Annotated in this window: 15 protein-coding genes; 5 read left to right on the top strand and 10 right to left on the bottom strand. The window is 63.6% G+C overall.

The window, feature by feature from the left end; translation table 11 throughout:
• The 6 genes from gmd to PIN01S_RS20985 all read right to left on the bottom strand — a co-directional run bounded on the left by gmd (position 1) and on the right by PIN01S_RS20985 (position 7,391).
• Positions 1–972, bottom strand: a complete 972-nt coding sequence (gene gmd, locus PIN01S_RS21010) for a GDP-mannose 4,6-dehydratase (protein ID WP_084338635.1) — start codon at positions 970–972, stop codon at positions 1–3.
• Entirely contained in the window at positions 969–1,880 is a 912-nt protein-coding gene (locus PIN01S_RS21005) for a GDP-mannose 4,6-dehydratase (RefSeq protein WP_084338633.1), read from the bottom strand. The genes gmd and PIN01S_RS21005 overlap by 4 nt, the downstream gene beginning before the upstream one ends.
• A 389-nt stretch (positions 1,881–2,269) precedes the next feature.
• Positions 2,270–3,073 (bottom strand): class I SAM-dependent methyltransferase, encoded by an 804-nt coding sequence (locus PIN01S_RS21000; RefSeq protein WP_084338631.1) that lies wholly within the window; start codon positions 3,071–3,073, stop codon positions 2,270–2,272.
• Positions 3,074–3,075: 2 nt separating this feature from the next.
• Entirely contained in the window at positions 3,076–4,266 is a 1,191-nt protein-coding gene (locus tag PIN01S_RS20995; protein ID WP_244505996.1) for an acyltransferase family protein, read from the bottom strand.
• 84 nt (positions 4,267–4,350) lie between these two features.
• Positions 4,351–5,922, bottom strand: coding sequence for a glycosyltransferase family protein (locus tag PIN01S_RS20990; protein ID WP_084338629.1), 1,572 nt, complete (start codon positions 5,920–5,922; stop codon positions 4,351–4,353).
• Positions 5,919–7,391, bottom strand: a complete 1,473-nt coding sequence (locus PIN01S_RS20985) for a glycosyltransferase (RefSeq protein WP_084338627.1) — start codon at positions 7,389–7,391, stop codon at positions 5,919–5,921. The genes PIN01S_RS20990 and PIN01S_RS20985 overlap by 4 nt, the downstream gene beginning before the upstream one ends.
• Positions 7,392–7,677: 286 nt before the next feature.
• Here PIN01S_RS20985 and PIN01S_RS20980 point away from each other — a divergent pair, with 286 nt between their 5' ends.
• From PIN01S_RS20980 to PIN01S_RS20965, 4 genes are all read left to right on the top strand, one after another.
• The gene (locus PIN01S_RS20980; protein WP_084338625.1) at positions 7,678–7,995 is read left to right on the top strand and encodes a DUF2388 domain-containing protein; all 318 of its coding nucleotides are present in this window, start codon (positions 7,678–7,680) and stop codon (positions 7,993–7,995) included.
• A gap of 175 nt (positions 7,996–8,170) precedes the next feature.
• Entirely contained in the window at positions 8,171–8,491 is a 321-nt protein-coding gene (locus tag PIN01S_RS20975; protein ID WP_084338623.1) for a DUF2388 domain-containing protein, read from the top strand.
• 24 nt (positions 8,492–8,515) lie between these two features.
• The gene (locus PIN01S_RS20970; protein WP_084338621.1) at positions 8,516–10,465 is read left to right on the top strand and encodes a DUF7844 domain-containing protein; all 1,950 of its coding nucleotides are present in this window, start codon (positions 8,516–8,518) and stop codon (positions 10,463–10,465) included.
• Positions 10,466–10,538: 73 nt separating this feature from the next.
• Positions 10,539–10,964 carry an OsmC family protein gene (locus PIN01S_RS20965; protein ID WP_084338619.1) on the top strand — a complete coding sequence of 142 codons (426 nt, stop codon included), beginning with the start codon at positions 10,539–10,541 and terminating at the stop codon, positions 10,962–10,964.
• 7 nt (positions 10,965–10,971) lie between these two features.
• Here the strand turns inward: PIN01S_RS20965 and PIN01S_RS20960 are convergent, their stop codons facing one another.
• Positions 10,972–12,159: a GGDEF domain-containing protein gene (locus tag PIN01S_RS20960; protein ID WP_084338617.1), complete on the bottom strand. Its 1,188-nt coding sequence runs from the start codon at positions 12,157–12,159 to the stop codon at positions 10,972–10,974.
• A gap of 184 nt (positions 12,160–12,343) precedes the next feature.
• Here PIN01S_RS20960 and PIN01S_RS20955 point away from each other — a divergent pair, with 184 nt between their 5' ends.
• Positions 12,344–13,261 (top strand): AEC family transporter, encoded by a 918-nt coding sequence (locus tag PIN01S_RS20955; RefSeq protein ID WP_244505998.1) that lies wholly within the window; start codon positions 12,344–12,346, stop codon positions 13,259–13,261.
• A gap of 85 nt (positions 13,262–13,346) precedes the next feature.
• On the opposite strand, the gene recD is transcribed toward PIN01S_RS20955, so the two are convergent.
• From recD to PIN01S_RS20940, 3 genes are all read right to left on the bottom strand, one after another.
• Positions 13,347–15,203: an exodeoxyribonuclease V subunit alpha gene (gene recD / locus PIN01S_RS20950; protein WP_084338613.1), complete on the bottom strand. Its 1,857-nt coding sequence runs from the start codon at positions 15,201–15,203 to the stop codon at positions 13,347–13,349.
• Between the two features lie 108 nt (positions 15,204–15,311).
• On the bottom strand, positions 15,312–18,860 hold the full coding sequence (recB, locus tag PIN01S_RS20945) for an exodeoxyribonuclease V subunit beta (RefSeq protein WP_084338611.1): 3,549 nt from the start codon (positions 18,858–18,860) through the stop codon (positions 15,312–15,314).
• An 89-nt stretch (positions 18,861–18,949) separates the two neighbouring features.
• Positions 18,950–20,998, bottom strand: a complete 2,049-nt coding sequence (locus PIN01S_RS20940) for an RNA/DNA-binding domain-containing protein (RefSeq protein WP_084338609.1) — start codon at positions 20,996–20,998, stop codon at positions 18,950–18,952.
• Positions 20,999–21,057: the final 59 nt, after the last annotated feature.

Here is a 21,057-nt window from a genome sequence, read left to right as displayed (position 1 = left end):
TCACTCCTTGGCGACGCGCCGAAGATCCGCCTCGACCATCATGCGGATCAAATTCTCCAGACTCGTTTTTGGTTGCCAGCCAAGCACTCGCTCGGCCTTCGCCGGGTTCCCCAGCAATACGTCAACTTCGGCAGGACGGAAGTAGGCGGGATCGATCACCACGTAATCCCGATAGTCCAACTCAAGGCATTCGAAGGCGATCCGGCACATATCCCGGACAGTGGTGGTCACGCCAGTGGCCACCACATAGTCGTCCGCCTTGTCTTGCTGGAGCATCAGCCACATCGCCTCGACATAATCGCCGGCAAACCCCCAGTCCCGCTTGGCGTCGATATTGCCCAGGCGCAGCTCACGCTGACGGCCGAGCTTGATGCGTGCAGCGGCATCGGTGACTTTGCGGGTCACGAACTCGATCCCACGCAACGGCGATTCATGGTTGAAGAGAATCCCGCTGGAGGCATGCAGGCCGAAGCTCTCTCGATAGTTCACCGTGATCCAGTGTCCGTAGAGCTTTGCCACACCGTATGGGCTGCGCGGGTAAAACGGGGTGTTCTCATCCTGGCGGTCCGCCCGGATCAAACCGAACATCTCACTGGTCGATGCCTGATAGAAACGCGTTTCGGGACTGAACTGACGAATCGCCTCCAGCAGGTGTGTCACGCCAAGGCCATCGACGATGCCGGTGGTAATGGGCTGATCCCAGGATGTGGCGACGAAACTCTGCGCCGCCAGGTTGTATATTTCATCTGGACGCGCCTTGACTACGGCTCGTTGCAGCGCAGTGCCATCGGACAGGTCGCCATCTAGGAAAACGATATCCGACTCGATGCCCAGCTCGCGCAGACGCCACCGGGTATCCGAACTTCGTCGGGCAACCAAGCCATGAACGCGATAGCCTTTTTCCAACAGCAGCTTGGCCAGGTAAGCGCCATCCTGTCCGGTAATTCCCGTAATCAATGCGTGCTTTGTCATTCTTGTAGTACCCGCAATTCCCAGTCAGCCAGAACCGCCTGCAGGGATCGTTCGATGGTTATCTTCGGTTCCCAACCTGTCGCCGCGCGCAATCTGTCGAAACTTCCCTGCACACGATGCTGCTCCGCGCGACGCAAGCGCGCGGGGTCCTGAACCAGTTCCAGATCGACGCCGGCGATATCTGCCAGCATTCCAATCAGGTCCCGGATACGCCGCTCCCGTCCGGAGCAGACGTTATAGACATCGCCGGCCCAACCCTTCGTCAGGATCGCCAGATAGGCATCGATGACATCGTCCACGTCGAGGAAATCGCGCGTGACATCGATATCGCCCACTTCGAGCCGGGGGGCCTGCATGCCCTTGCGGATGCGCGCGATCTGGCGCGCCGCACTGGCGATGACGAAAGAATCCTTTTGGCCAACGCCGATATGGTTGAACGGCCGGGCAACCAGAACGCGCCAACCTTCGGTATAGCCCCATTGCTGGCAGAGCAACTCTGCGGAGAGCTTGCTGACGCCATAAGGATTGCGGGGATGCGGCAGCATCGCCTCGTGAATGGGTAACCGGTGCTCCGGCACTTGGCCGTAGATATCGCCAGAGCTGACGTACAGGAAGCTACCCGAGAAAGCACTGCGCTTTAGGGCCTGAAGCAGATTGAGCGTACCGAGGACATTGATCTGGAAGGTTCGTGCCGGGTCGCGGAAAGCCTCTGGCACGAAGGTCTGGCCTGCCAGATGTATCACCGCATCGGGGCGAGTATCGACAACCATGGTCTGCAAGGCGGAAATATCGAGCAAGTCGTGCCGCGCGGTCAGACATAGTTCGTGACCGGCTAATGCTCGCGCCTCGTACCGACGGACGAATGCCTGACCTACGAATCCCCCGAGCCCGGTAACCAGCAGCCTCATGATTGAGCCCTTATTATTATTTTGTAGGACAATTCGCGCCTGTTCAGCGATTTTTCCGCGAATTCCCACGATTTTCCTTGTGCTGAGAACGTATCATTTCACTTAGTTAAGATGTGCTCTTCAGCACAAAAGTTCCTAGAAATCGATCGAAACCAATCGAAAGTTTGGGTGAGAGCCAAATGCCGCCGGAAGTATCAGAGGGCAAGTGTTATAGCCGCTCTGTATCGCGCATTAGGGCCGCCGTTGCCTGTCAGGAAATAAGTAGTTTTCGGACGGAAGGAGAACGAGGAAAGGAGGGGAACCCAAGAGGGGCTTGGATCGTCATGTCGAGAGAGAACCGAATCCGTTCGGTTCGAGTTTCACCGCGAGCCTTTCTGATGGCAGGCTGCTCAAGGTTTCCTTGCAATTATCGCCTGGCTTTTTGGCATCACTTCGTCAAGCGCGTGTTTGATCCGTGCGCCATCGGGCAGCGATAACAACAACTGCCATGTCCTGGCCCAACTCTCCAACAGCGGATGCCAGGGAGGCGAGAAATCCTGATCGCAGGTCCAGAAGAAGGACCACCAGACCGCCCAGTAAAACCCGTAGTAGCTTTTCTTTTCGATAATCAGCCCAGCCCCGGCAACGAGACGCTCGAAATCGTCCCGCCCGAAAATATTGATATGGTTAGGCTTTTCGAAGTATGAAGGCGGAGCCAGTTTCTGCTGAACACGTTCGCCAACGGCATCCGGTACGGTGAGTAAATAGAGTGCGCCTGGCTTGCCGACTCTCACCAGTTCATTCAGGAAATCGGTGGGCGAATCCACATGCTCTAGCACCTCCATGGCGACCACCTTATCGACATGGGCGTCCGGAAGCGGGATGGGATTTCCATCCGTGACCAACGGATGCAAAGCCCTCGCCCCGGAATCCTGTAACCGCAGCCCCACTGCCGCTACTCGAGCAGGATCGATATCGGCGTAGATCACTTCGGCTTTCATTTTGGCGCAAAAGTGCGTGAATGCGCCGTCGCCGCAGCCGATGTCCAGCACTCTATCCTCGGGCAGGATAGGAAAGCCCTCCAACAATTCTCCCGTCCCGATATTGAACCAGCCACTTAAGCTGGCATCGATAAGGGTGAAATCCACCGTGCCAGAAGAAGCGCTCTGCAAGGCAGGCTCCGAAGCGAAGAATTTTTTCAGACGATCTAACATGGCTACCCTTTGCTCCGCTGCATACCGTCACCTTCCTCATGAGGCCGCCCCGACTCACCTGTCAGGAACCGTTGCGAAATCTCTGCGCCGCGCCTTCGGAATGGAACTTCGATGAGACGGAAGTTCAATTCGCTCAACACCGTCAGCAACAGCCCCGCAGTGAACAGGTAGGGCAGGAAGAGTCGGTTGTCCGGAACCGTATCCGGAGACAGTCGGAACCAAATTTCCCGGGTCATGTAAAACACGGGAACGTGTATCAGGTAGATGGCATAAGAACGTGCGCCCACCCAAAGCAATAGTTTCCGTAGCCGGCCATGCGGAAGAAAAACATCCATGTCATAGGAAGCCGCCCACACGAGGAGAATCGAAAGGAGAGCGAATAGGCTGAACACCGGAGCCACAACTTTCAGCGCCCCGACAAAGGCCATGCTGGCCAATATTCCCAGCAACAACAACGTACCCCATCCCTTCAGGAATGCGGGACGAACCATGATGTAGGTCTCCTGCCGGTACCACAGCGCCAACAGCACACCAAGAGCCAGTGCATCGCTACGAAACACAATCCCTAGCAACGTCCTTGTCGAGAATAGCTGGAAAAGCACCAACGCCAGCAGCAAATAGGGAAGGAAACGCCTCCCGACGATAACCAGCAAAGGCAGGAGAAAATAAAACTGCTCCTCTAGGGAGAGACTCCAGTAGACGAAACTGACACCGTACTCGCTTTGTCCGAATGTCTCAGCAAAGCGGATGTTCGCAACCTGCAGGACTCCAGCAACGGTAGCCGCCAGATTGGATCGGAAGCCGCCGAACGCTCCCGATTGATTGAATATCACAACCATGATCAGCGTCACGGCTAACCAAAACCACGCGGATGGCAGCAGCCGCCACGCACGCCGTATCCAGAACGACACCGTGATACGAAAGGAAGAGGCCACCGTCGGGCTAGACGTCAGGCGAGGCACCAAATCCCGTGCAATGACGAATCCGGAGATAGCGAAGAACAGATCGACCCCAAAACCACCGCTGAAATAAGCCGAGAAAAGCTCCAGCCTCGGAGTCTTCCACGTGAACAGGTTGTCCATCGCGTGGTGGGCTACTACGAAGAGAACCGCGAAACCACGCAGGATTTCGATGTCATCGATCCGTCTGCTCAAAAAGATCCGTTCCTTCTTATCGATTTCGCGCCAGAACAATCTGCTATTCGACAAACGCCAGAGCCATTACTGGGCATGTCGTTCCACCGCCCACCAAACCGGAAGTTTCGTCCATTCCCGGCCTCACACAGCTGTTGCATGATGCTCGACATCCTGCCCCAGGAAACCCTTCAACCGTTCGATAGCCACGGCCTGAGAACAGTGCTGGCGCATCCGCTCGATGCTTTGGGCCGACATTCGCTCATAGCGCTCCGGGTCCTGTTTTGCGCATTGGTAGGCAGCCTGGTAAGCACGCACAAGAGAAGACCAATCGAGCTGGTGTCGGCAAGTCCGGTAAGCCAGGCGCGGATCGTGCGACCAGGCCGTCGCATCCAGCCAACTGTCGACGACGAATGCGACGCTTTCATCGATATAGTCGAGCATTGCCGAATGCCGAGGGGCGATGGCGGGTTTGCCGCATGACAGGAATTCCATGAGCGGCAGGCATTGGCCCTCGCCATGGGAAGCGTTGACTGCGAAGGCGCTGGCCCGGATCAGGTTGTCGAAGTCGCGTCCTTCCAGGAACCCCTGAAGCAACACGATCCGACATTGGAAGCGGGGCATTCGTGCCATCCAAATGAGCATGTCGTGCATTGCCGACTGGTATTCGCGATGTCCCAGCTTGAACACCAAGGTGGCATCCGGCGTATCGCGGAACGCAGCACAGAAGGCGGTCAGCATATCCGCCCAGTTCTTACGGCCATCGTACGGGTTGAACAAGGCGGTGAAGACGACCCCGGATAGCTCAAGCTGGCAGTCGGATGGTTCCCAGTCCGGCATCCTCGGTGTGATCCCTGCCGTCAGTGGATGCGGCGGCTCCACAGTGTTCTTGGGTTCCAGACGTTTTTCGGGGTTGCCATAAACCAGATCCACACTAATTTTTCTGGCCGACGGGTTGGGCAGGAATGGCAGGTTCCGCCGCAGTACTTTGAGATACCACTCGCCAAGGTAGCGACGGGTGATACCCAAGCGAGACTGTTGCCGCACCGAAGCAGCCGGCTGTTCAGGTAAAGCCTCGCCCCTCGACCGGGCAACGGCACTCTCATGCTCGCGGATTGCCTGAACGACCCTGGCCGTGGCGTTCGGGCCAAAGATGTACGGCCCGACATCGGGGTCATGGCTGTCCACGACTACTCCTGAGCGCACCTGAATCCGTACAGGCTTGAGCCATGGCAGACCACCTGAGGCATTTCGGAGTGCAGCGAACTTATCCCAAACCGGAGAGGGTATCGAAACGATGGGAAATTCCGCTCCCAGCTCCCGCCGCACGGCCCGAACCACCATCTGCGAATGGGTTATCCCCTGTCCTAGTCTGCGCAAGACGTGACGCCAATCCTGATTGAACTCATCCAGCCAGGATTCGTTGGGAATGGTGTCGAACTCCCAGGCGAAGACCGGAAGCGTCGGACAACGCAGGTTCAGCAGTGTCTTCTGTGGAGGTGAAAAAGACAGGAAAATACAAGGCTCTCCCGCTGCGCAGGCTTCGTCATACAACGCATCGACTTCGCTCTCGGGTCGCTCGATCAGATGCACAGACCCCAACGCCTCGAGTACGGGAAGAAAGTCGCGCAACACGAAGTAATAGCTGTATTCGGGAAGCCCCATGCTGTCCGCGATACGTGCGGCAGTCACTTCCGAGTAGATAAGGAATTTCATATCGCCACGCTGTCCTTCTGCGAGGAAACGGCCGCCTGACTACCCCCGGCGATCTCTTCCAGAAATGCCCCGAGCGGGCTCGCGACCGTCGTCACCGACGCAAACGATTGCATCCGCTCGCAGGCGTGACGCGCCATGCCGCGATAGCGCGGCGAGTCGTGACGTGCGACCTCATGGCTTTCGCGATAGGCCTCCATCAACGACTGCCAATTCAGGCGATGACGGTGAGTGGCATAGACACCCGTCGGATCATGGGGCCAGCAGAACGGTTCCGGAGACGATTTCAGCGGGAATGCCAGTCGATCGTCCACATAGTCGGCCATCGCCGTGTGGACGGGCGCAATCGCCGGCTTGCCGGCGCTGAGAAACTCCATGAGCGGCAGGCATAAGCCCTCGCCAGCCGAAGAATTGACATAGTAGGTCGTGATCGACATGAGCTGCCGGTACTGCTCATCATCGAGGAAGCCATGCAGCACAATCACCCGACAACGGAAAGGTGCGAGCCGGGAAAGCAAGGTCATCAACACCACTCGATAGAACTGGAGATCGTGGTGGGTCATCTTCACGATCAGCGTGGCATCCTCGACATCCTTGAACGCCCAGCAGAATGCGGTGACCAGGTCAACCCAGTTCTTCCGGCCATCCGCCGGATTGAGTACGGTTGTGTAAACCACTCCGCTGATGGTGATCAGATGGAGAGCCGGCTGATGGATCGACTCGGAGACCTCTTCTTCCACATTCTCCTCGGTGGATTCGACCTGAGGGACCGCAGCCTCCAGTGGTAGCCGGCACTCCTGCCACCAGCCGCGAAGCAACGCCTTGCTCAACATCCAGGCTTCGGCCAAACGACCCGGGCTCGGAACTGACGTCACCGGCACGGAGACCGGCTCCGGCAGTGGCTCGACGGGTTTGCGGACCAGTCCATCGGCGGATAACCCTAGAGCCGGACTATCGATGACGATGCCCTCGAACCGGAACTGCCGCTCGTCGAGCGCCGCCGGTGCGTCTACCGCCAGGTCCCCATAACGGTCCCAGACTGGAGCAGGCAGTGCCATGACAGGAAAGTCAGGCATAGCTGTCTCGACCAGTCCTGCGGTTTCCGCGCTCGTACAAATAGCCCCCTGGACACGGGCAAAAGTGTAACGCCAGTCATTCTGAGGATTGCCGCCCCATTCGAAGGACGGAAGGCTGTCGAACTCCCAGGCGAATACCACGACGGTTGGGCAACTTGCCCCGAGCGGTACTTGGTGCGGAGGGCTGAAACTGAAGAACACCACCTCTTCGCCGACGGCACGGTACTGCGCAGACAGTACCTCGACTTCCTCCGGGCTCTGGACCTGCACCACACGGCCAAGGCGCTCCAGTGCAGGAAGGAACTCCTTCAAGAGGAAGTAGTAGCTGTATTCGGGCTTACCGAGGGAGTTGCGAATACTGGATTGATCAACTTTCGATCCAACAAGGATGATCATGTTCGAACGACTCCCTTCCCGGTATCGAGCACGCCGACACGACCCGGTATTTGTTATTGGTATAGCGATGAGTACATCCGTACCAAGATGGATTTGAGCCTGGCAGCTTCACAAAAGGCCGGACTAGGTAGCCACAGAACGTACTCAAAGTGACTGCAGTTTACACAATGTTTCGTCCCGGCCAAGACTGGCCTAATGCCTCGTCTGGCGACGAAGCGGCAGCTTGCACTAAGCTCTTGGGCTATCCAACGTCATCGCGACGCCGCCCTTGCAAGGAGTTCCAACCATGGCTGCTCTCCGCCTGTTCAGCGCTGCCACTCTGCTGGCGCTTTCCACCGCTGCTTCCGCTTCCAGCTTCATCGTCACCACTGACACGGTCGTCGGGGCGCTCGGGGAGTCGCTGCAGGCTTCCACCGACATGACATCGTCATTGCGCGACGACAAGGTGGTGCTCGCAGCACGTGAGGATGCGGCCAGCTTCGTTGCGAGCCAGGGCGAGATTCGTGGCGCGAGGCTGGAAGCGGCCCTGACGCATATCCGCGAGCAGGCGCCCCAACTGTCCGCCAGCGACCTGCAACTGGCCCAGGCGATCCTGGCGCTCTGACCGCCCCGCCTTCACCCGACGAGCCAGACACGTCGCACCCGTACTCGACGCTCTGGCCGGCCGCCGCGCATTCCGTTAGCCTTCCCGCCCGAATCGGCCCCTCGCCGCACCAGCGAACCGGGGCCGATGATTTCCGTCCAATGAACCAATCCGTTTCGTCTGGAGTTGAAACGCCATGCGCACGTCCTTGCTCGTCGCTACCACCGCCCTGTTCCTGTCCGTCGGCGCCGCCCAGGCGCAGACGCTGGTCGCCACCAGCAACATTGTGGTCCGCGCGCTGGACCGCACCGTCGATTTCACCTCCGACACCACCACCTCGATCCGCGACATGAAAGTCGTGGTCGAGGCCCGCGACGATGCCGCCAGCTTCGTCGCCAGCCAGGGTGAAATACGTGGCGCCCGCCTGGAAGCCGCCCTCGATGCCATCCGCAGCCAGGTGCCGGAAGCACGCGGCGCCAGCGATCTGGCACTGGCCGAAGCCATCCTCGCCCGCTGATCCAACCGGCGCGGCAGCCCGCCCATGCTTTCGCGCCTGCTCTGCGCCACCCTGCTGCTGGTCGCCGGCCCTCTCCAGGCCGGTCTGCGGCTGGAGCTGCAAGACGACGGCCTGACAACGGCACAACGCGAGGCCAGCCAGGCCCTGCTCGACGAAGCCCTGGATGCCTTGCCGCCACGCTTCGTCGAACGCCTCGACCGCCGCGTGGAGGTCCTCTGGCGCAACGATCTGCCTGACAACGGCTACGGCCGGGTCACCCGCCTCGATGCCCTGGCGCTGAACGCAAAACTGCTCGACGGCCTGGTCGATGGCTCCGCCGCACGCGAGCGCACCAACCGTCCCCACGGCACGGTACGCCGCGAGCTGCTGGCTACCGTGCTGCACGAACTCACGCACCTGTACGACCGCGCCCGCCTCTGGCCCGATGGCGAATGGCAGCGCCTGCAGCGTTGCCGCCGGCAGGCCGCCGATCTCGGCCCGGTCGGCCTGCCGGACCGTTGCCGAGGCCAGACCGCTCGCCGCTTCACCCTCAGCGACGACCCACGCCTGCTCGATCTGGCCGGCTGGCCGCAGCGCGTCGGCAGCCGCGGCCAGCGCGAACGGCACAACGGCCAGGTCGCGCGCAGCCCGGACGTCTACGAGTTGAGCAACCCGCGTGAGTTCGTCGCGGTGAACATGGAGTATTTCCTCCTCGACCCGAGCTATGCCTGCCGCCGCCCGTCCCTGTACCGCTACTTCAGCGAACACTTCGGCTGGTCTCCAGTCGACCGTGACACTTGCCTGGACGGTTACGCCTACCTCAACGCCGGGCGTGATTTCGGCCGGGTACCGCTGGGCAAGCTGGACCCGGAACGGGTCTACGAAGTGGACTACCTGTTCGCCGAAGCCAACGATGCCTGGGTCAGCCGCTGGGGCCACAGCATGCTGCGCCTGGTGGTCTGCGCCCCCGGTCGGCCACGCGGCCCGGCCTGCCGGCTCGATCTCGACCACCATCTGGTGCTGTCCTACCGTGCCTTCGTCGGCGATGTGCAACTGTCCAGCTGGGACGGCCTTACCGGCGTCTACCCCTCACGGTTGTTCGTGCTGCCGTTGTCGCAGGTGATCGACGAATACACCAAGGTGGAGATGCGCAGCCTGGCCTCGGTCCCATTGCGCCTGAATCGCACCGAACAGGACATGCTGGTCGCTCGCGCAGCCGAGCTGCACTGGAGCTACGACGGCGACTATTACTTCCTCTCCAACAATTGCGCGGTGGAGACCCTCAAGCTGTTGCGCAGCGGCACCGACCGCCCGGAGTTGGTCGGCCTCGACAGCATCATGCCCAACGGCCTGCTCGACCTGCTGATCGCCCGCGGCCTGGCCGACCGTAGCGTGCTCGACGATCCCAAGGAGGCCCTGCGCCTGGGCTATCGCTTCGACTCCTTCCGTGACCGCTACCAGGCGATGTTCGCCGTACTGCGCCAGCGCCTGGCGGTGCCCCAGGCGCGCGTCGAGGAGTGGCTCGCCCTGCCCGCCGAGCGCCGCCGACCCTGGTTCGAGAATGCCGACCTGCGCGCCTCGGCAGCCCTGCTCCTCTTGGAACAAGCCGCCCTGCGCAGGCAACTGCTGCTGGCCCAGGACGAACTCAAGCAGCGCTACCTCGGCCCGCGCGCCGCCGACGACGAGCTTCTCGCCAAGGCCGGCGATACCCTCGAAGGCATCCTCGCCAACAGCGGCTTCCTCAGCCGCCCCGCTGAAATGCTAGACAGCGGCTACGGCCTGCCCCAGGCCGGCGAATGGCAGCGCCTGGAAGCGGAGGCATCCGAACGCCAGCAGACGCTGCATCGGCTGAGCGACGACCTCGACCGCGAGGTGCGCCTGCTCCTGTTGCCGGAGCGCCGCAGCGAGCTGGAAGCCAGCGAAGCCAACCTGGCCCGCCTTGGCGAACACCTGCGCGCGCTGCATAAGGCCGGTGGCGGGCTGGAACTACCCTGACAGCCGAACGGCACTGAACTCTCCCGTGCGGAATGCCTCTGAACCAGATCGCAACCCGCGCGGAGGACGCATCATGAAAAAGCACGCATCGGCGGTCTGGCAGGGCAATCTCAAGGACGGCAAGGGCACCCTCAGCACCCAGAGCGGCGCGCTCAAGGACAACCCCTACGGCTTCAACACGCGCTTCGAAGACCAGCCGGGCACCAACCCGGAAGAGCTGATCGGCGCGGCACACGCCGGTTGTTTCTCCATGGCGCTGTCGATGATGCTCGGCCAAGCCGGACTCACCGCCGAGCGTATCGAAACGCAGGCCGTGGTGACCCTGGACAAGGTGGGCGAAGGCTTTGAAATCACCACCGTCGACCTCATCCTGAAGGCGAAGATTCCCGGTGCCGACGTCAACCAGTTCCAGCAGATCGCCAATCAGGCGAAGGAAGGCTGCCCGGTCTCCAAGCTGCTGAAGGCACGCATCAACCTCAACGCCACCCTGGAAAGCTGAGCCGAAGTCAGGGCAGCCAGCTGAGCACGAAGCGGTTCTTGCCCCCCGCCTTGGCCCGGTACAACGCCGTGTCGGCGCGCTTGTACAGGGTCTCGGCGGTGTCCCGCTCGTTGGCGACGGCAACGCCGATGCTCAGGGTCAACGGTCCGCGCGGCCATTCCGAAGGGTGCGGCAGCGCATTTTCACGCAGGCTCTTGAGGATGTTCCCGGCAATGACCTCGGCCCCCGCTTCGTCGGTGTCGTACAACAGCAGGGCGAACTCTTCGCCGCCGGTCCGGGCCGCTACGTCCAGCGGGCGCCGGGCGAATTCGGCGAAGCGCACGCCGAAGACCCGCAACAGCTCATCGCCCGCCGGATGCCCCAGGGTATCGTTGTAGACCTTGAAATCATCCAGATCGGCCAACAGCAGCGCCATAGGCATCCGGTCACGTCGCGCCTGCGACAGGCGTACCCGCAGCGACGAATCGTAGTGGCGCCGGTTCGCCAGGCCGGTCAGGGCGTCATGCTCGGCCACCCAGCCGAGCAGCTTGCGCATGAGGAACTGCTCGCGCTGGGAAAATTCATGCACGAAGCGGCCGGTCGCCCCGATGAACAGAAGGACCAGGTAGTAACCGGTGGCGATCCAGTGCTCGGCCAGCAATGGTCCTTCCAGCCGCCACTGCGCCATCACGCCGTCCACCAACATGATCAACAGGCCGCAACACAGCGCCGTCCAGAACGTGATGCCGAGAAAGAAGAACGACGAAACGATCAACAACCCCGCTTCGTAACGCAGCACCAGCGGCAGCCGGCTGGCTTCGTAATGCAGATCGACATGGGAGGCGAGACCGCCGATTACCACCAGCAATAGCGGATAGAGCTTCGTTGCGATTCGTCGTCCACGGCGACTGCCGCTCATCAGCAGGACCATACCGCCGATGCCGATCAGTGCCAGGCGGATCAGTGTCACTTCCGTCAGCCACACCGGCTGGTAGGCAACGATGAAGACCTGCTCGATGTACAGATAGCCACCGACCACCAGGGTCAGCAGTAGGCCGGCGAGGAATTGGGAAAGACGCGACTGCTCGTTGAGTTGGGCGCGGAACTCGCGCTCCAGGGAAGAGGAAAAGCGCAGCCAACGGAAACCTTGCCGCAATTGCTGCCCGTACGGGGTATGGAGAAATTCTTCAACCACCTGACTTTCTTGGGCAAACATGGCGCGGGCACTCGTTGGTCGCCAGGAATAATATCATTTCGACATCTCCAGCTCAGGCTTTAGGTCACCCGATCCGACGAAACGTGACTGCCTCGGCCAGCATAGCCCGCCCTAGAGCGGTCAACCCGGCTTTCGGTCTTGCCGACGGGCGCGTCAGCTACCAAGATGTGACCTCCTCTCCTGCCTGGAAATCCGAGTGACTGCCCTGCTGCTCGCCCTCTGGCCCCTGTTCGCCCTGATCGTCGGCGGTTATCTGCTGCGCCGTTGGGACTTTCCCAGCGAGGCCTTCTGGCCGGGCGCCGAACGCCTGAACTACTTCATTCTCTTCCCCGCCCTGCTGTTCAGCAGCCTGGCCACCGCTCCGTTGGACAACCCCGCGCTGCCCCGCCTGGCCCTGGCAGTCCTGCTTGCCCTCGGCCTGGCCTGGATCGCCTTGCTCGTCGCCCGCCGGGTGCGCGGTTGGTCGGCGGCACGCTTCGGCGCCGTCACCCAGGGCGTGCTGCGCTTCAACACCTACCTGGGCCTGGCTGCGGTGGGCAGCCTGTTCGGCAAGGAGGGCCTGACCCTGGCCGCGTTGATGCTGGCGCTGATGGTGCCGACGGTGAACGTGATGTCGGTCTGGGCGCTCACCGCCGAGCGCGGCGTCAGCGCCCGCTCGTTGCTGCTGCCGATCGCCAGGAATCCGCTGATCCTCGCCTGCCTGGCCGGTGCGCTGGTCAACCTCTCCGGCCTCGGCCTGCCCGGCGGCACCGACCGCCTGCTCAGCCTGCTCGCCGCCGCCAGCCTGCCGCTCGGCCTGCTCTGCGTCGGCGCTGCGCTGCGACCGCAGGAACTCGGCGGCGAAGTCCCGGCCCTCGGCTGGAACTGCGCGATGCGCCTGCTGGCCATGCCGCTCCTGGCGTTCGGCGTGGCCCTGGCGCTGCACCTGCCGGCCATGGAAAGCAGCCTGCTGATCCTGTTCTTCGCCCTGCCCACTGCCCCTACCGCCTACGTCCTGACCCGCCAGCTCGGCGGCGATAGTCATTTGATGGCCGGGATCATCACCCTGCAAACGCTGCTGGCCGCGGCCAGCCTGCCGTTGGTGATGGGATGGGTGGGCTAAACCGATTATCGGAGTGAACGTACGGTCGCGCTGAGGAGACGGAAAAACCTCGGAGCCGAGAAGTTCGACACGTAACGGGCGTTCGCTAGAACAAGTCCAACTGCCCCTTGGCTGCCGGATCGACAGGCTTCGGCGGAGCCGGCGCGACTGGCTCGGCGCTGGCGGCTGGTGGCACGCCCAGTCGCTCGGCCAGACCGGCAGCGCGTTCGGCGCGGGTGTTCACCGCTTCGCTCAGGCGGGGCGCCAGGGCCCAGATTTCCACTTTGCGCTTGGCGCGGGTGATGCCGGTGTAAAACAGGCTGCGGGTCAGCAGCGGGCTGGGCTGTTCCGGCAGTGCCAGCAGCACCTCGGCGAATTCCGAGCCCTGACTCTTGTGCACGGTCATGGCGAAAGCGCTGTCGTGGCTGGGCAGGCGCGCCGGGGCGAACGGCCGGTAGCCGTCCTCACCCTCGAAGAACACCCGCAGGCCGTTGGACGTCGGCAGGCACAGGCCGATATCGCCGTTGAACAGCCCCAGGGCGTAGTCGTTCTGCCGCACCATCACCGCACGGCCAGGGTACCAGCGCTCCCGGCTGGCCAGACCGAGACGGCGCTTGATGCGCGCCTCCAGGGCCTCGTTGATCCCGGCCACGCCCCAGGGGCCTTCGCGTTGGGCGGTGAGGGCGCGGAAGGTGTTGAACGCAGCGAAGGCAGCACCCGGATCGCCCTGGCGGGCGGCGGCGAGATACGGCGCATAGCCCGCATCCAGTCGCTCCAGCAGGCCGGCAGGCGTCGGATGGGCGTTCCAGGCCAGGTCGGCGCGGTTTTCCCGCAGCAGGGCCTGGGTGCCCTTGGCGTCACCGGCATTGATCCGCCGCGCCAGTTCGCCGATGCCGCTATCGCCGGCGAAGCGATGACTGTGGGTGAGCAGCACCACCGCATCGCCCAGCTTCGAACGGGGCTTCTCCACCGGCACCGGCTGGCCGGTGAGGCGTTGCAGATCGGCCGCCGCGCGTGCATCGAAACCACGTCCCTCGCACAGTTCGGCGAACACCGCGCCGGCCTCGACAGCGGCGAGCTGGTCCTTGTCGCCGAGCAGAATCAGCCGCGCCGCGGGGGGAAGGGCAGCGAGCAGCTTGGCCATCAGCGCCAAGTCCACCATGGAGGCCTCGTCCACCACCAGCACGTCCAGGGGCAGCGGATTGGACGCGTCGTGACGCACCTGGGGGCTGTCGCCGCGGCTGCCGAGCAGCCGGTGCAGGGTGCGCGCCTCCTCAGGCAGCGCCGCCTTGATCGCCTCGCTGACCGGCAGTTCGGCCTTGGCGTTGCGGATCGCCTCGGCCATCCGCGCCGCCGCCTTGCCGGTGGGCGCCGCGAGGCCGATGGCCAGGGACTCGCCGCCGCGTTGCTCGAGCAAGGCGGCGAGCAGGCGCACCACAGTCGTGGTCTTGCCGGTTCCGGGGCCGCCGGAAATCACCGCCAGACGCCGACGAACCGCCTGCGCCGCCGCCAGGCGCTGCCAGTCCGGCGACTGGGTGTTGCGGGCAAACAGGCGGGCGAGGGAGTCGGCCAGCAGCGTTTCGTCCACCTCCGGTCGGTCCGCCGCCCGTGTCAACAGGCGTTCGGCGAGCTGGCTTTCGTAAGCGTGGTAGCGCGCCAGGTAGAGACGGTCACGGTCGAGGATCAGCGGGGCGAACTCGCCCGGCCTGGCCACCAAGGGCGACGCCTCCAGGTGCGCACGCCACGCCGCCAGAGGCGGCAGCACGAAGCCGGCGTCCGCTTCCGGCCAGGCGGGCTTGCCCGCGCGGCGCCCCAAGGGCAGGCAGACATCGCCCTCGGCCAGCACCTGGCAGCAGAGTGCGGCGGCAGCCAGCACCGCGTCGTCCGCCTGCGGATCGAGGCGTTGCAGGCTGTCGACGAAGGCGCGCTCCAGGGGGCTGAGGGGAAGATCAGCGAGCGCCATGGCGGTCTCCGTTCGGTGCAGGGAGCCGTCGGGCGAATGAATTCGCACCTACAGGGGAAAAGCCGGACATAGGTAGGGGCGAATTCATTCGCCCGATGACAACTGGGTTCATGCCCCCTCCTCGAACAGCCGGTCCAGCGCATCCAACAGGCCGTCCGCCGGGCGGGCGAAGTACACGCCGGCGTCCGGCATGCCACGCAGGAACAGGTAATAGGCGCCACCAAGCTGTTCGTCGCGGAAATCCGCGAGACGCTGGCGCAGGAAGCGGCGCAGCGCCACCAGATAGATCAGGTATTGCAAGTAATAGTGCTCGCCGGCCAGGGCCTGGAGCAGGCGGTCGCCGCCGTAGTGCCCGGTATCCGGGCCGAGCCAGTTGGATTTGTAGTCGGCGATGTACCAGCGACCGTCGTGCTCGAAGGTCAGGTCGATGAAACCCTTGAGGAAACCTTTCAGCGCATCGAATTCCAGGCGTGCCGCCGCCTCGCGCAGGGGCTCGGCCAAGCCATGAGCCGGGTCGCAGAGCAGGGCGCGCAGGCGCTGGACATCCAGGCCGGCCACCGGGAAGGTGAAGCCCAGCTCGGGCAAGCGGCGCTCCGACGCCAGGGCGGACAGGCGCAATTCGCCGTGCTCGTCCAGCCGGGTGTCCAGCACCTGTTGCAGATGGGCCACGGTCAGCGGCGCCCAGTCCTCGGGCAAGCCGTGGTCACGCAGAGCCGGGGCGACCAATTCCTCCAGGCTGCCCTTGCCCCGCGCCCAGAGCTCCAGGATCGCGTGCAGACAGGTACCGGCACGTGCACCGCGAGGGAAGGCGAAGAAGCCGCTGCCCGGCTCGCTGGCATCCGGCATGGCCAGGGTATCGCGGTCCGGTGCTTCCATGTGTACCCCGGCGGCCAGACCGGAGAAACTGCCGATCCGCCAGGCGCTGTGCAGGCTGCGCGGCAACAGCGCCAGCTCGGCGGGCGGTGTGGCGCGGTGCTGACCCTGGGCACTGGCCTCACGCTCCAGCAGCGGGATGCGGGCGAGGGTGCCGGCACTGTCGCTGGCCAGCGCGTCCAACTCCTCGCGCAACTGCGCCGGCTCGCATGCGGCCAGATGTGTCGCCAGTTCGGCCAGGGCATCGTCGCCCGGCAGGTCGCGGCCATGCAGCAGCCAGGCGAGGGCGCTGCTGTGCAGGCCGTCCTCGGACAGTTCGCCGTCTTTCTTCGCCTTGGGCAAGGCGACCGGGCCCCAGTGCAGCCAGAGCCGATCGCGGGCACGGGTCAGGGCGACATAGGCCAGCCGCAGGCGTTCGGCGAAACGCTCCTGGCGGGCACGTCGGCGATGGTTGTCCCAGTCGGCGCTGCCCAGGTCGAGCAGCGGTGTACCGTCGGCGGCGTGGCAGGTGACGTCCTCGTCCTTGCGCAGCAGGCCGCCGTCCCACAGGTACGGGCAGAACACCAACGGGTATTCCAGGCCCTTGCTGGTGTGCACGGTGACGATCTGCACCCGCTCGGCATCGCTTTCCAGGCGCAGCAGCGCGTCGTCGCCAGCGCCTTCGCTGGTGCGCTGGGCATTCAGCCAGGCGAGCAGCGGCTCCAGGCCGGGGCGTTGCAGGCTCTCGGTTTGTAGCAGTTCGGCCAGGTGCAGGAGGTTGGTCAGCCGGCGCTCGCCATCGGGCAGCCCGAGCAGTCGCCCGGCCACACCCTGTTCGTCCAACCAGGCGCGGAAGGCGCGCATGAAGCCATGCTGTTGCCAGAGCTGATGGTATTTCTCCGCCGCTTCGCGCTCGGCGTCCCAGGCCAGTTCGTCATCCTGGCAGCGCGCCAGTTGCAGGGCGTCGCGGCCAAGCAGGCGGGTGGCCAGGGCGTAGCGCAAAAGCCCCTCGCGCCCCGGTTCGGCATAGGCGGCGAGCACCGCGGCAAGCTCTTCCGCCTCCTCGCTGTGCCAGACGCTGTCGCGCCCGCGCCGCACGCTGGGTACCCCACGCGCAGCCAGTTCGGCAGCGATGTCGGCGGCCTGCCGGTGGCTGGCCACCAGCACGGCGATGTCGCCCCCCTTGAGCGGCGTGCGCGTGCCGTCCTGCTCGAAATACGCCTGCCCTTCGGCGCTGGCCGCCAGGATCGCCGCGATGCGGCGCGCGGTGTCCTGCGCCGCCAGGCGGCCCGCCTCGCCCTTGATCAGCGGCTCGTCGCCGAGCCAGACCAGCGCCAGCGGCGACTCCTGTTCCGGCAGGACCAGCCGGGCACGGTCTTTCTGCCCCGGACGAACCGGCGGATAGTCCAGGCCCTCTTCGGCGAATGGCCGGGGACGGTCGAAGAGGAGGTTGAGCGCGGCGATCAGCTCCGGCGTGGAACGGTAGTTGAACGGCAGGTCGTAGTGCCGACCGGCTTCGTCGCGGGCCTTCAGGTAGGTCGCCAGGTCCGCGCCGCGGAAGGCATAGATGGCCTGCTTGGGATCGCCGACGAAGCACAGGTCTCCCGCCGGCGCATCGCCACGGGGACGGTAGATGCGATCGAAGATGGCGTACTGGATCGGGTCGGTGTCCTGGAACTCGTCGATCAGCGCCAGCGGATAGCGCTCGCGCAGGGTCGCCGCCAGCTCATCGCCGGCCGGGCCGTGCAGGGCTTCGTTGAGACGGTTCAGCAGGTCGTCGAAGGCGAGAATACGCTGCGCCGCCTTGCGCGCCGGCAATTCGCAGTTGAGCTGGTCGAGCAGGCGCACCTGCAGGGCGATCAAGCGTCGTTCGCCGGCCGGAATCGCTTCTTCCAGGGCTTCGCGCAGAATGTCCAGGGCCTCCGCCAGCTCGCATACCGGCGCGTCGAAACCCTTCTTGCAGGCTTTCGCCAGCGCCTGGATACCGAGTTTGTCCAAGCCTTGTGGCGGGTCGAAGAGGGCAGCCGGATCGGCGAAATAAGCATCCAGCTCACTGGACCAGAGCGCGAATTTCTCCTGCTTGTGAGTGGTCTGGCTGAGTCCGCCATGGGCCCGCAGTTCTTCGACCCAGGCGTAGCCCGTACTCCGCCACAGCGCTGCGGCACGCTCCCAGGCGGCGCCGGCCGCAGACAGGTCCGCCGCGTCGATATCCTCGCGCGGCTCGATGCGCAGGTACGGCTTGCCCAGATGGCTGCGCAGCCGCTGGCGCAGCCAGGCCGGGGTGATGCGCTGCTTGGCGAGGAAGCGCGCCCAGGCCGAATCCGCCTCGGCCAGCTCATGGCGCCAGGCATCGGCCAGAACGGCGTCGAGCACCTCGCGGTCGTCGGTGGACAGCTCGCTGTCGAAATCCCCGCCGGCCTCGAATGCCGCGTCCTGCAGGGCGCGCTGGCAGAAACCGTGGATGGTGAAAATCGCCGCCTCATCGAAACCATGCACCGCCAGCAACAGGCGCCGGTGTGCGTCTTCGCCGGGGTATTGGGCATGCAGGCGGGTGAGGAAGTCATCGCCGCTCGGCGTGCCTTCGTAGATTGCCAGCAGCTCGGCCAACCGGGCACGGATGCGCTCGCGCAGTTCGGCCGTGGCCGCCGTGGTATAGGTCACCACCAGAATCTGTCCGACCGACAACTGCCGCTCCAGCAGCAGCCGCGCGTAGAGCGCGGTCAGCGTCCAGGTCTTGCCGGTGCCGGCGCTGGCCTCGATCAGGCTGCGGCCGTCGAAGGGCGAGGCGAGGAGGTCGAGGCTCATGTCAGACCCAAGTCTCGCATAGCGTTTCCGCCTGCTAGGGTTTTCTGCTCAAGCTGGTCTTCAGTCATCACCTTCTCCCTAGCGGATGCTCACTCATCCGTCGCCGATGCTGCCCGATACGCCTGGCGCTCATGCGTGGGGCGCGACGGGAACGCCAGTTGGATCTGCCGATGACGCACCATCTCGTTCAAATACTGCTGGCGTAACGCATCGGGGTTACGCTCGACCAGCCGGGCCAGCACGTTCAGCGTCATGAACTGCTCCTGGCACAACGCCGTCAGCACCTGCTGCATGCGCTCCCTGGCCAGTTTCTTTTTCCGCCGGGGCTCGGCAGCCATCGTTTCCAGCCTCGTGCGGAAGTTTTCGTCCAGACAGTCGAGAGAGTCCACGACCGGCAAAGGCAGATGAGGACTGATCCAGCGTCCCACTTCGTCCCTATTGCTATCGCTCTCCTCCGAACCTGAATTCCAATGTTCGGAGCTGACAGCGAAATGTTCGGAGCTTCGATTCCAATGTTCGGAGCTGACAGCGAAATGTTCGGAGCTTGAATTCCAATGTTCGGAGCTGGGGCCCAACTTGGCCGGGGAACCATAGCCCGGCATGGGCTGCGGTCCCTCGAACACCTGCTCGGGCGTCGGCATGACCTCACCCGGCAGGTGATACATCATGCCGCGCGACCGCCCATCCGAGACCAGCATGCCCTCCTTGACCAGCCGGCTCAGCATCTGGCTGAGGTCGTGGGGATGGGCATCGCAGAGTTCCAGCAGACGATTATGGTTGACCACCCGCTCGATGGCGGCCGTGGCCAGGATCATCCGGGCGGTATGGTCGAGCCGGTCGAAACGCTCTCCGAAACGCTCGCGCAGTTGCTCTACCGCCTCGGCAGGCAGCAGATCGACCATACGCAGCTCGAGCAGGGTCTGCTCGGGCTCATCCTTCTCGTACAGTGCCGGCGGGCGCCAATGCTGGCTGCGCCAGCCACTGTAAATCTTCGGTACCCCGGAGCCACCACGCTCGCCCAAGCCGATCATCAGGAACATCTGATGCATCAGCCGGTTCCGACAATCGCTCGTACCGCCTTGCAGCACTTGCTCCAACGGTAAACGCAGGCCACCGGGGTTACGGAAACCAAACAGGTCGGGACGCTTGACCACCAGCACGGACACACGCCCTGTGTAATCGGCATGCACCAGCGTGTTGACCAAGGCTTCGCGCAAGGCTTCGTGCACAGGCGTATCGTCTTGGCGCTGATCGCCCTTGAGGGCGAAAGGCACCTTCAAATCCTCGGTCAGCTTGCGGTAGACCCGCCGATAGAAGTCGAACAGGTTGCCTGACCAAGTGCCATCCGGCACCAATCGGTCGACCCAGCGCAACTCGGTCTTCGCCTGCGGCCGCTCCTGGTAATCGAGGAAGTAATGAGGCATGGCTTCCTGGATCGACAACCAGCGGCCGAACATCAACAACCCCGCAACCGTCAGGCCCTCCTGCCCGGTGGCACGGTCCCGCCGCCATCCGCCGATCTGGCGCAGGAAGTCGACGCCCTGGTGCTCCAGCGCCGGATGATTGGCTTTGCGATCGCTGAGCATCTGCCGGTATATGCGCAGGCTGTCTGGATCGATATCGCTCAGGTCGTAGTGGGGCAGGATGCGTTCGTCCCGGGAGTCCTCCACCTGCTCGGCGAACATACGCTTGACGCTTTCCTCGTCGCAACGCCGGTCGCCCTCATGCAACCGCCGATAGGTATTACCCAACGGCTGGCCGTTGAGGAAAACCGGCTTCTGCTTGCGCGAAGCGGCGGGGACGCGCACCTCGAGAATCCGCTTGCCCTCCAACTCACGAACCACGACATCATCGTCCGTCAGCAGATTGATGCTGACCTTTGCCGGGTTGTTCAGGGTGTTGAACAGGTCGGTGCGGACCTTCTCGACATTCGACAAGCCAGCCACGCTGAACTGGCCATCCTTCTCCCGGACACCGAGCAACACGACGCCACCATGGGTATTGGCGAAGGCAGAATAGGTCGTCCAGAAATCCTTCGGCACCTCACCCTTGCCGTCCTGACCCTGGGCGAGCTTGCACTCCAGTTCGACGGTTTCAACCAACAGCGACAGATCGTCCAGCGAGTAGGGTTGGGTCATGCCGCCCTCTTCGCCGTGCACTCGACGGGGAATCGCCTGAGCAGCCACTTGGCCATCAT

The sequence above is a fragment of the Pseudomonas indica NBRC 103045 genome (genome assembly GCF_002091635.1).
Lineage (GTDB): Bacteria > Pseudomonadota > Gammaproteobacteria > Pseudomonadales > Pseudomonadaceae > Pseudomonas_M > Pseudomonas_M indica.
The sequence above is the reverse complement of the archived record's forward strand: the minus strand, read 5'-3'. Positions and strand labels throughout refer to the sequence as shown.

Bases quoted from the DNA above. Each gene is read 5' to 3' on its own strand.
- gmd (WP_084338635.1), bottom strand. From the start codon at position 972: ATGACAAAGCACGCATTGATTACGGGAATTACCGGACAGGATGGCGCT.
- PIN01S_RS21005 (WP_084338633.1), bottom strand. From the start codon at position 1,880: ATGAGGCTGCTGGTTACCGGGCTCGGGGGATTCGTAGGTCAGGCATTC.
- PIN01S_RS21000 (WP_084338631.1), bottom strand. From the start codon at position 3,073: ATGTTAGATCGTCTGAAAAAATTCTTCGCTTCGGAGCCTGCCTTGCAG.
- PIN01S_RS20990 (WP_084338629.1), bottom strand. From the start codon at position 5,922: ATGAAATTCCTTATCTACTCGGAAGTGACTGCCGCACGTATCGCGGAC.
- PIN01S_RS20985 (WP_084338627.1), bottom strand. From the start codon at position 7,391: ATGATCATCCTTGTTGGATCGAAAGTTGATCAATCCAGTATTCGCAAC.
- PIN01S_RS20980 (WP_084338625.1), top strand. From the start codon at position 7,678: ATGGCTGCTCTCCGCCTGTTCAGCGCTGCCACTCTGCTGGCGCTTTCC.
- PIN01S_RS20975 (WP_084338623.1), top strand. From the start codon at position 8,171: ATGCGCACGTCCTTGCTCGTCGCTACCACCGCCCTGTTCCTGTCCGTC.
- PIN01S_RS20970 (WP_084338621.1), top strand. From the start codon at position 8,516: ATGCTTTCGCGCCTGCTCTGCGCCACCCTGCTGCTGGTCGCCGGCCCT.
- PIN01S_RS20965 (WP_084338619.1), top strand. From the start codon at position 10,539: ATGAAAAAGCACGCATCGGCGGTCTGGCAGGGCAATCTCAAGGACGGC.
- PIN01S_RS20960 (WP_084338617.1), bottom strand. From the start codon at position 12,159: ATGTTTGCCCAAGAAAGTCAGGTGGTTGAAGAATTTCTCCATACCCCG.
- recD (WP_084338613.1), bottom strand. From the start codon at position 15,203: ATGGCGCTCGCTGATCTTCCCCTCAGCCCCCTGGAGCGCGCCTTCGTC.
- recB (WP_084338611.1), bottom strand. From the start codon at position 18,860: ATGAGCCTCGACCTCCTCGCCTCGCCCTTCGACGGCCGCAGCCTGATC.
- PIN01S_RS20940 (WP_084338609.1), bottom strand. From the start codon at position 20,998: ATGACCCAACCCTACTCGCTGGACGATCTGTCGCTGTTGGTTGAAACC.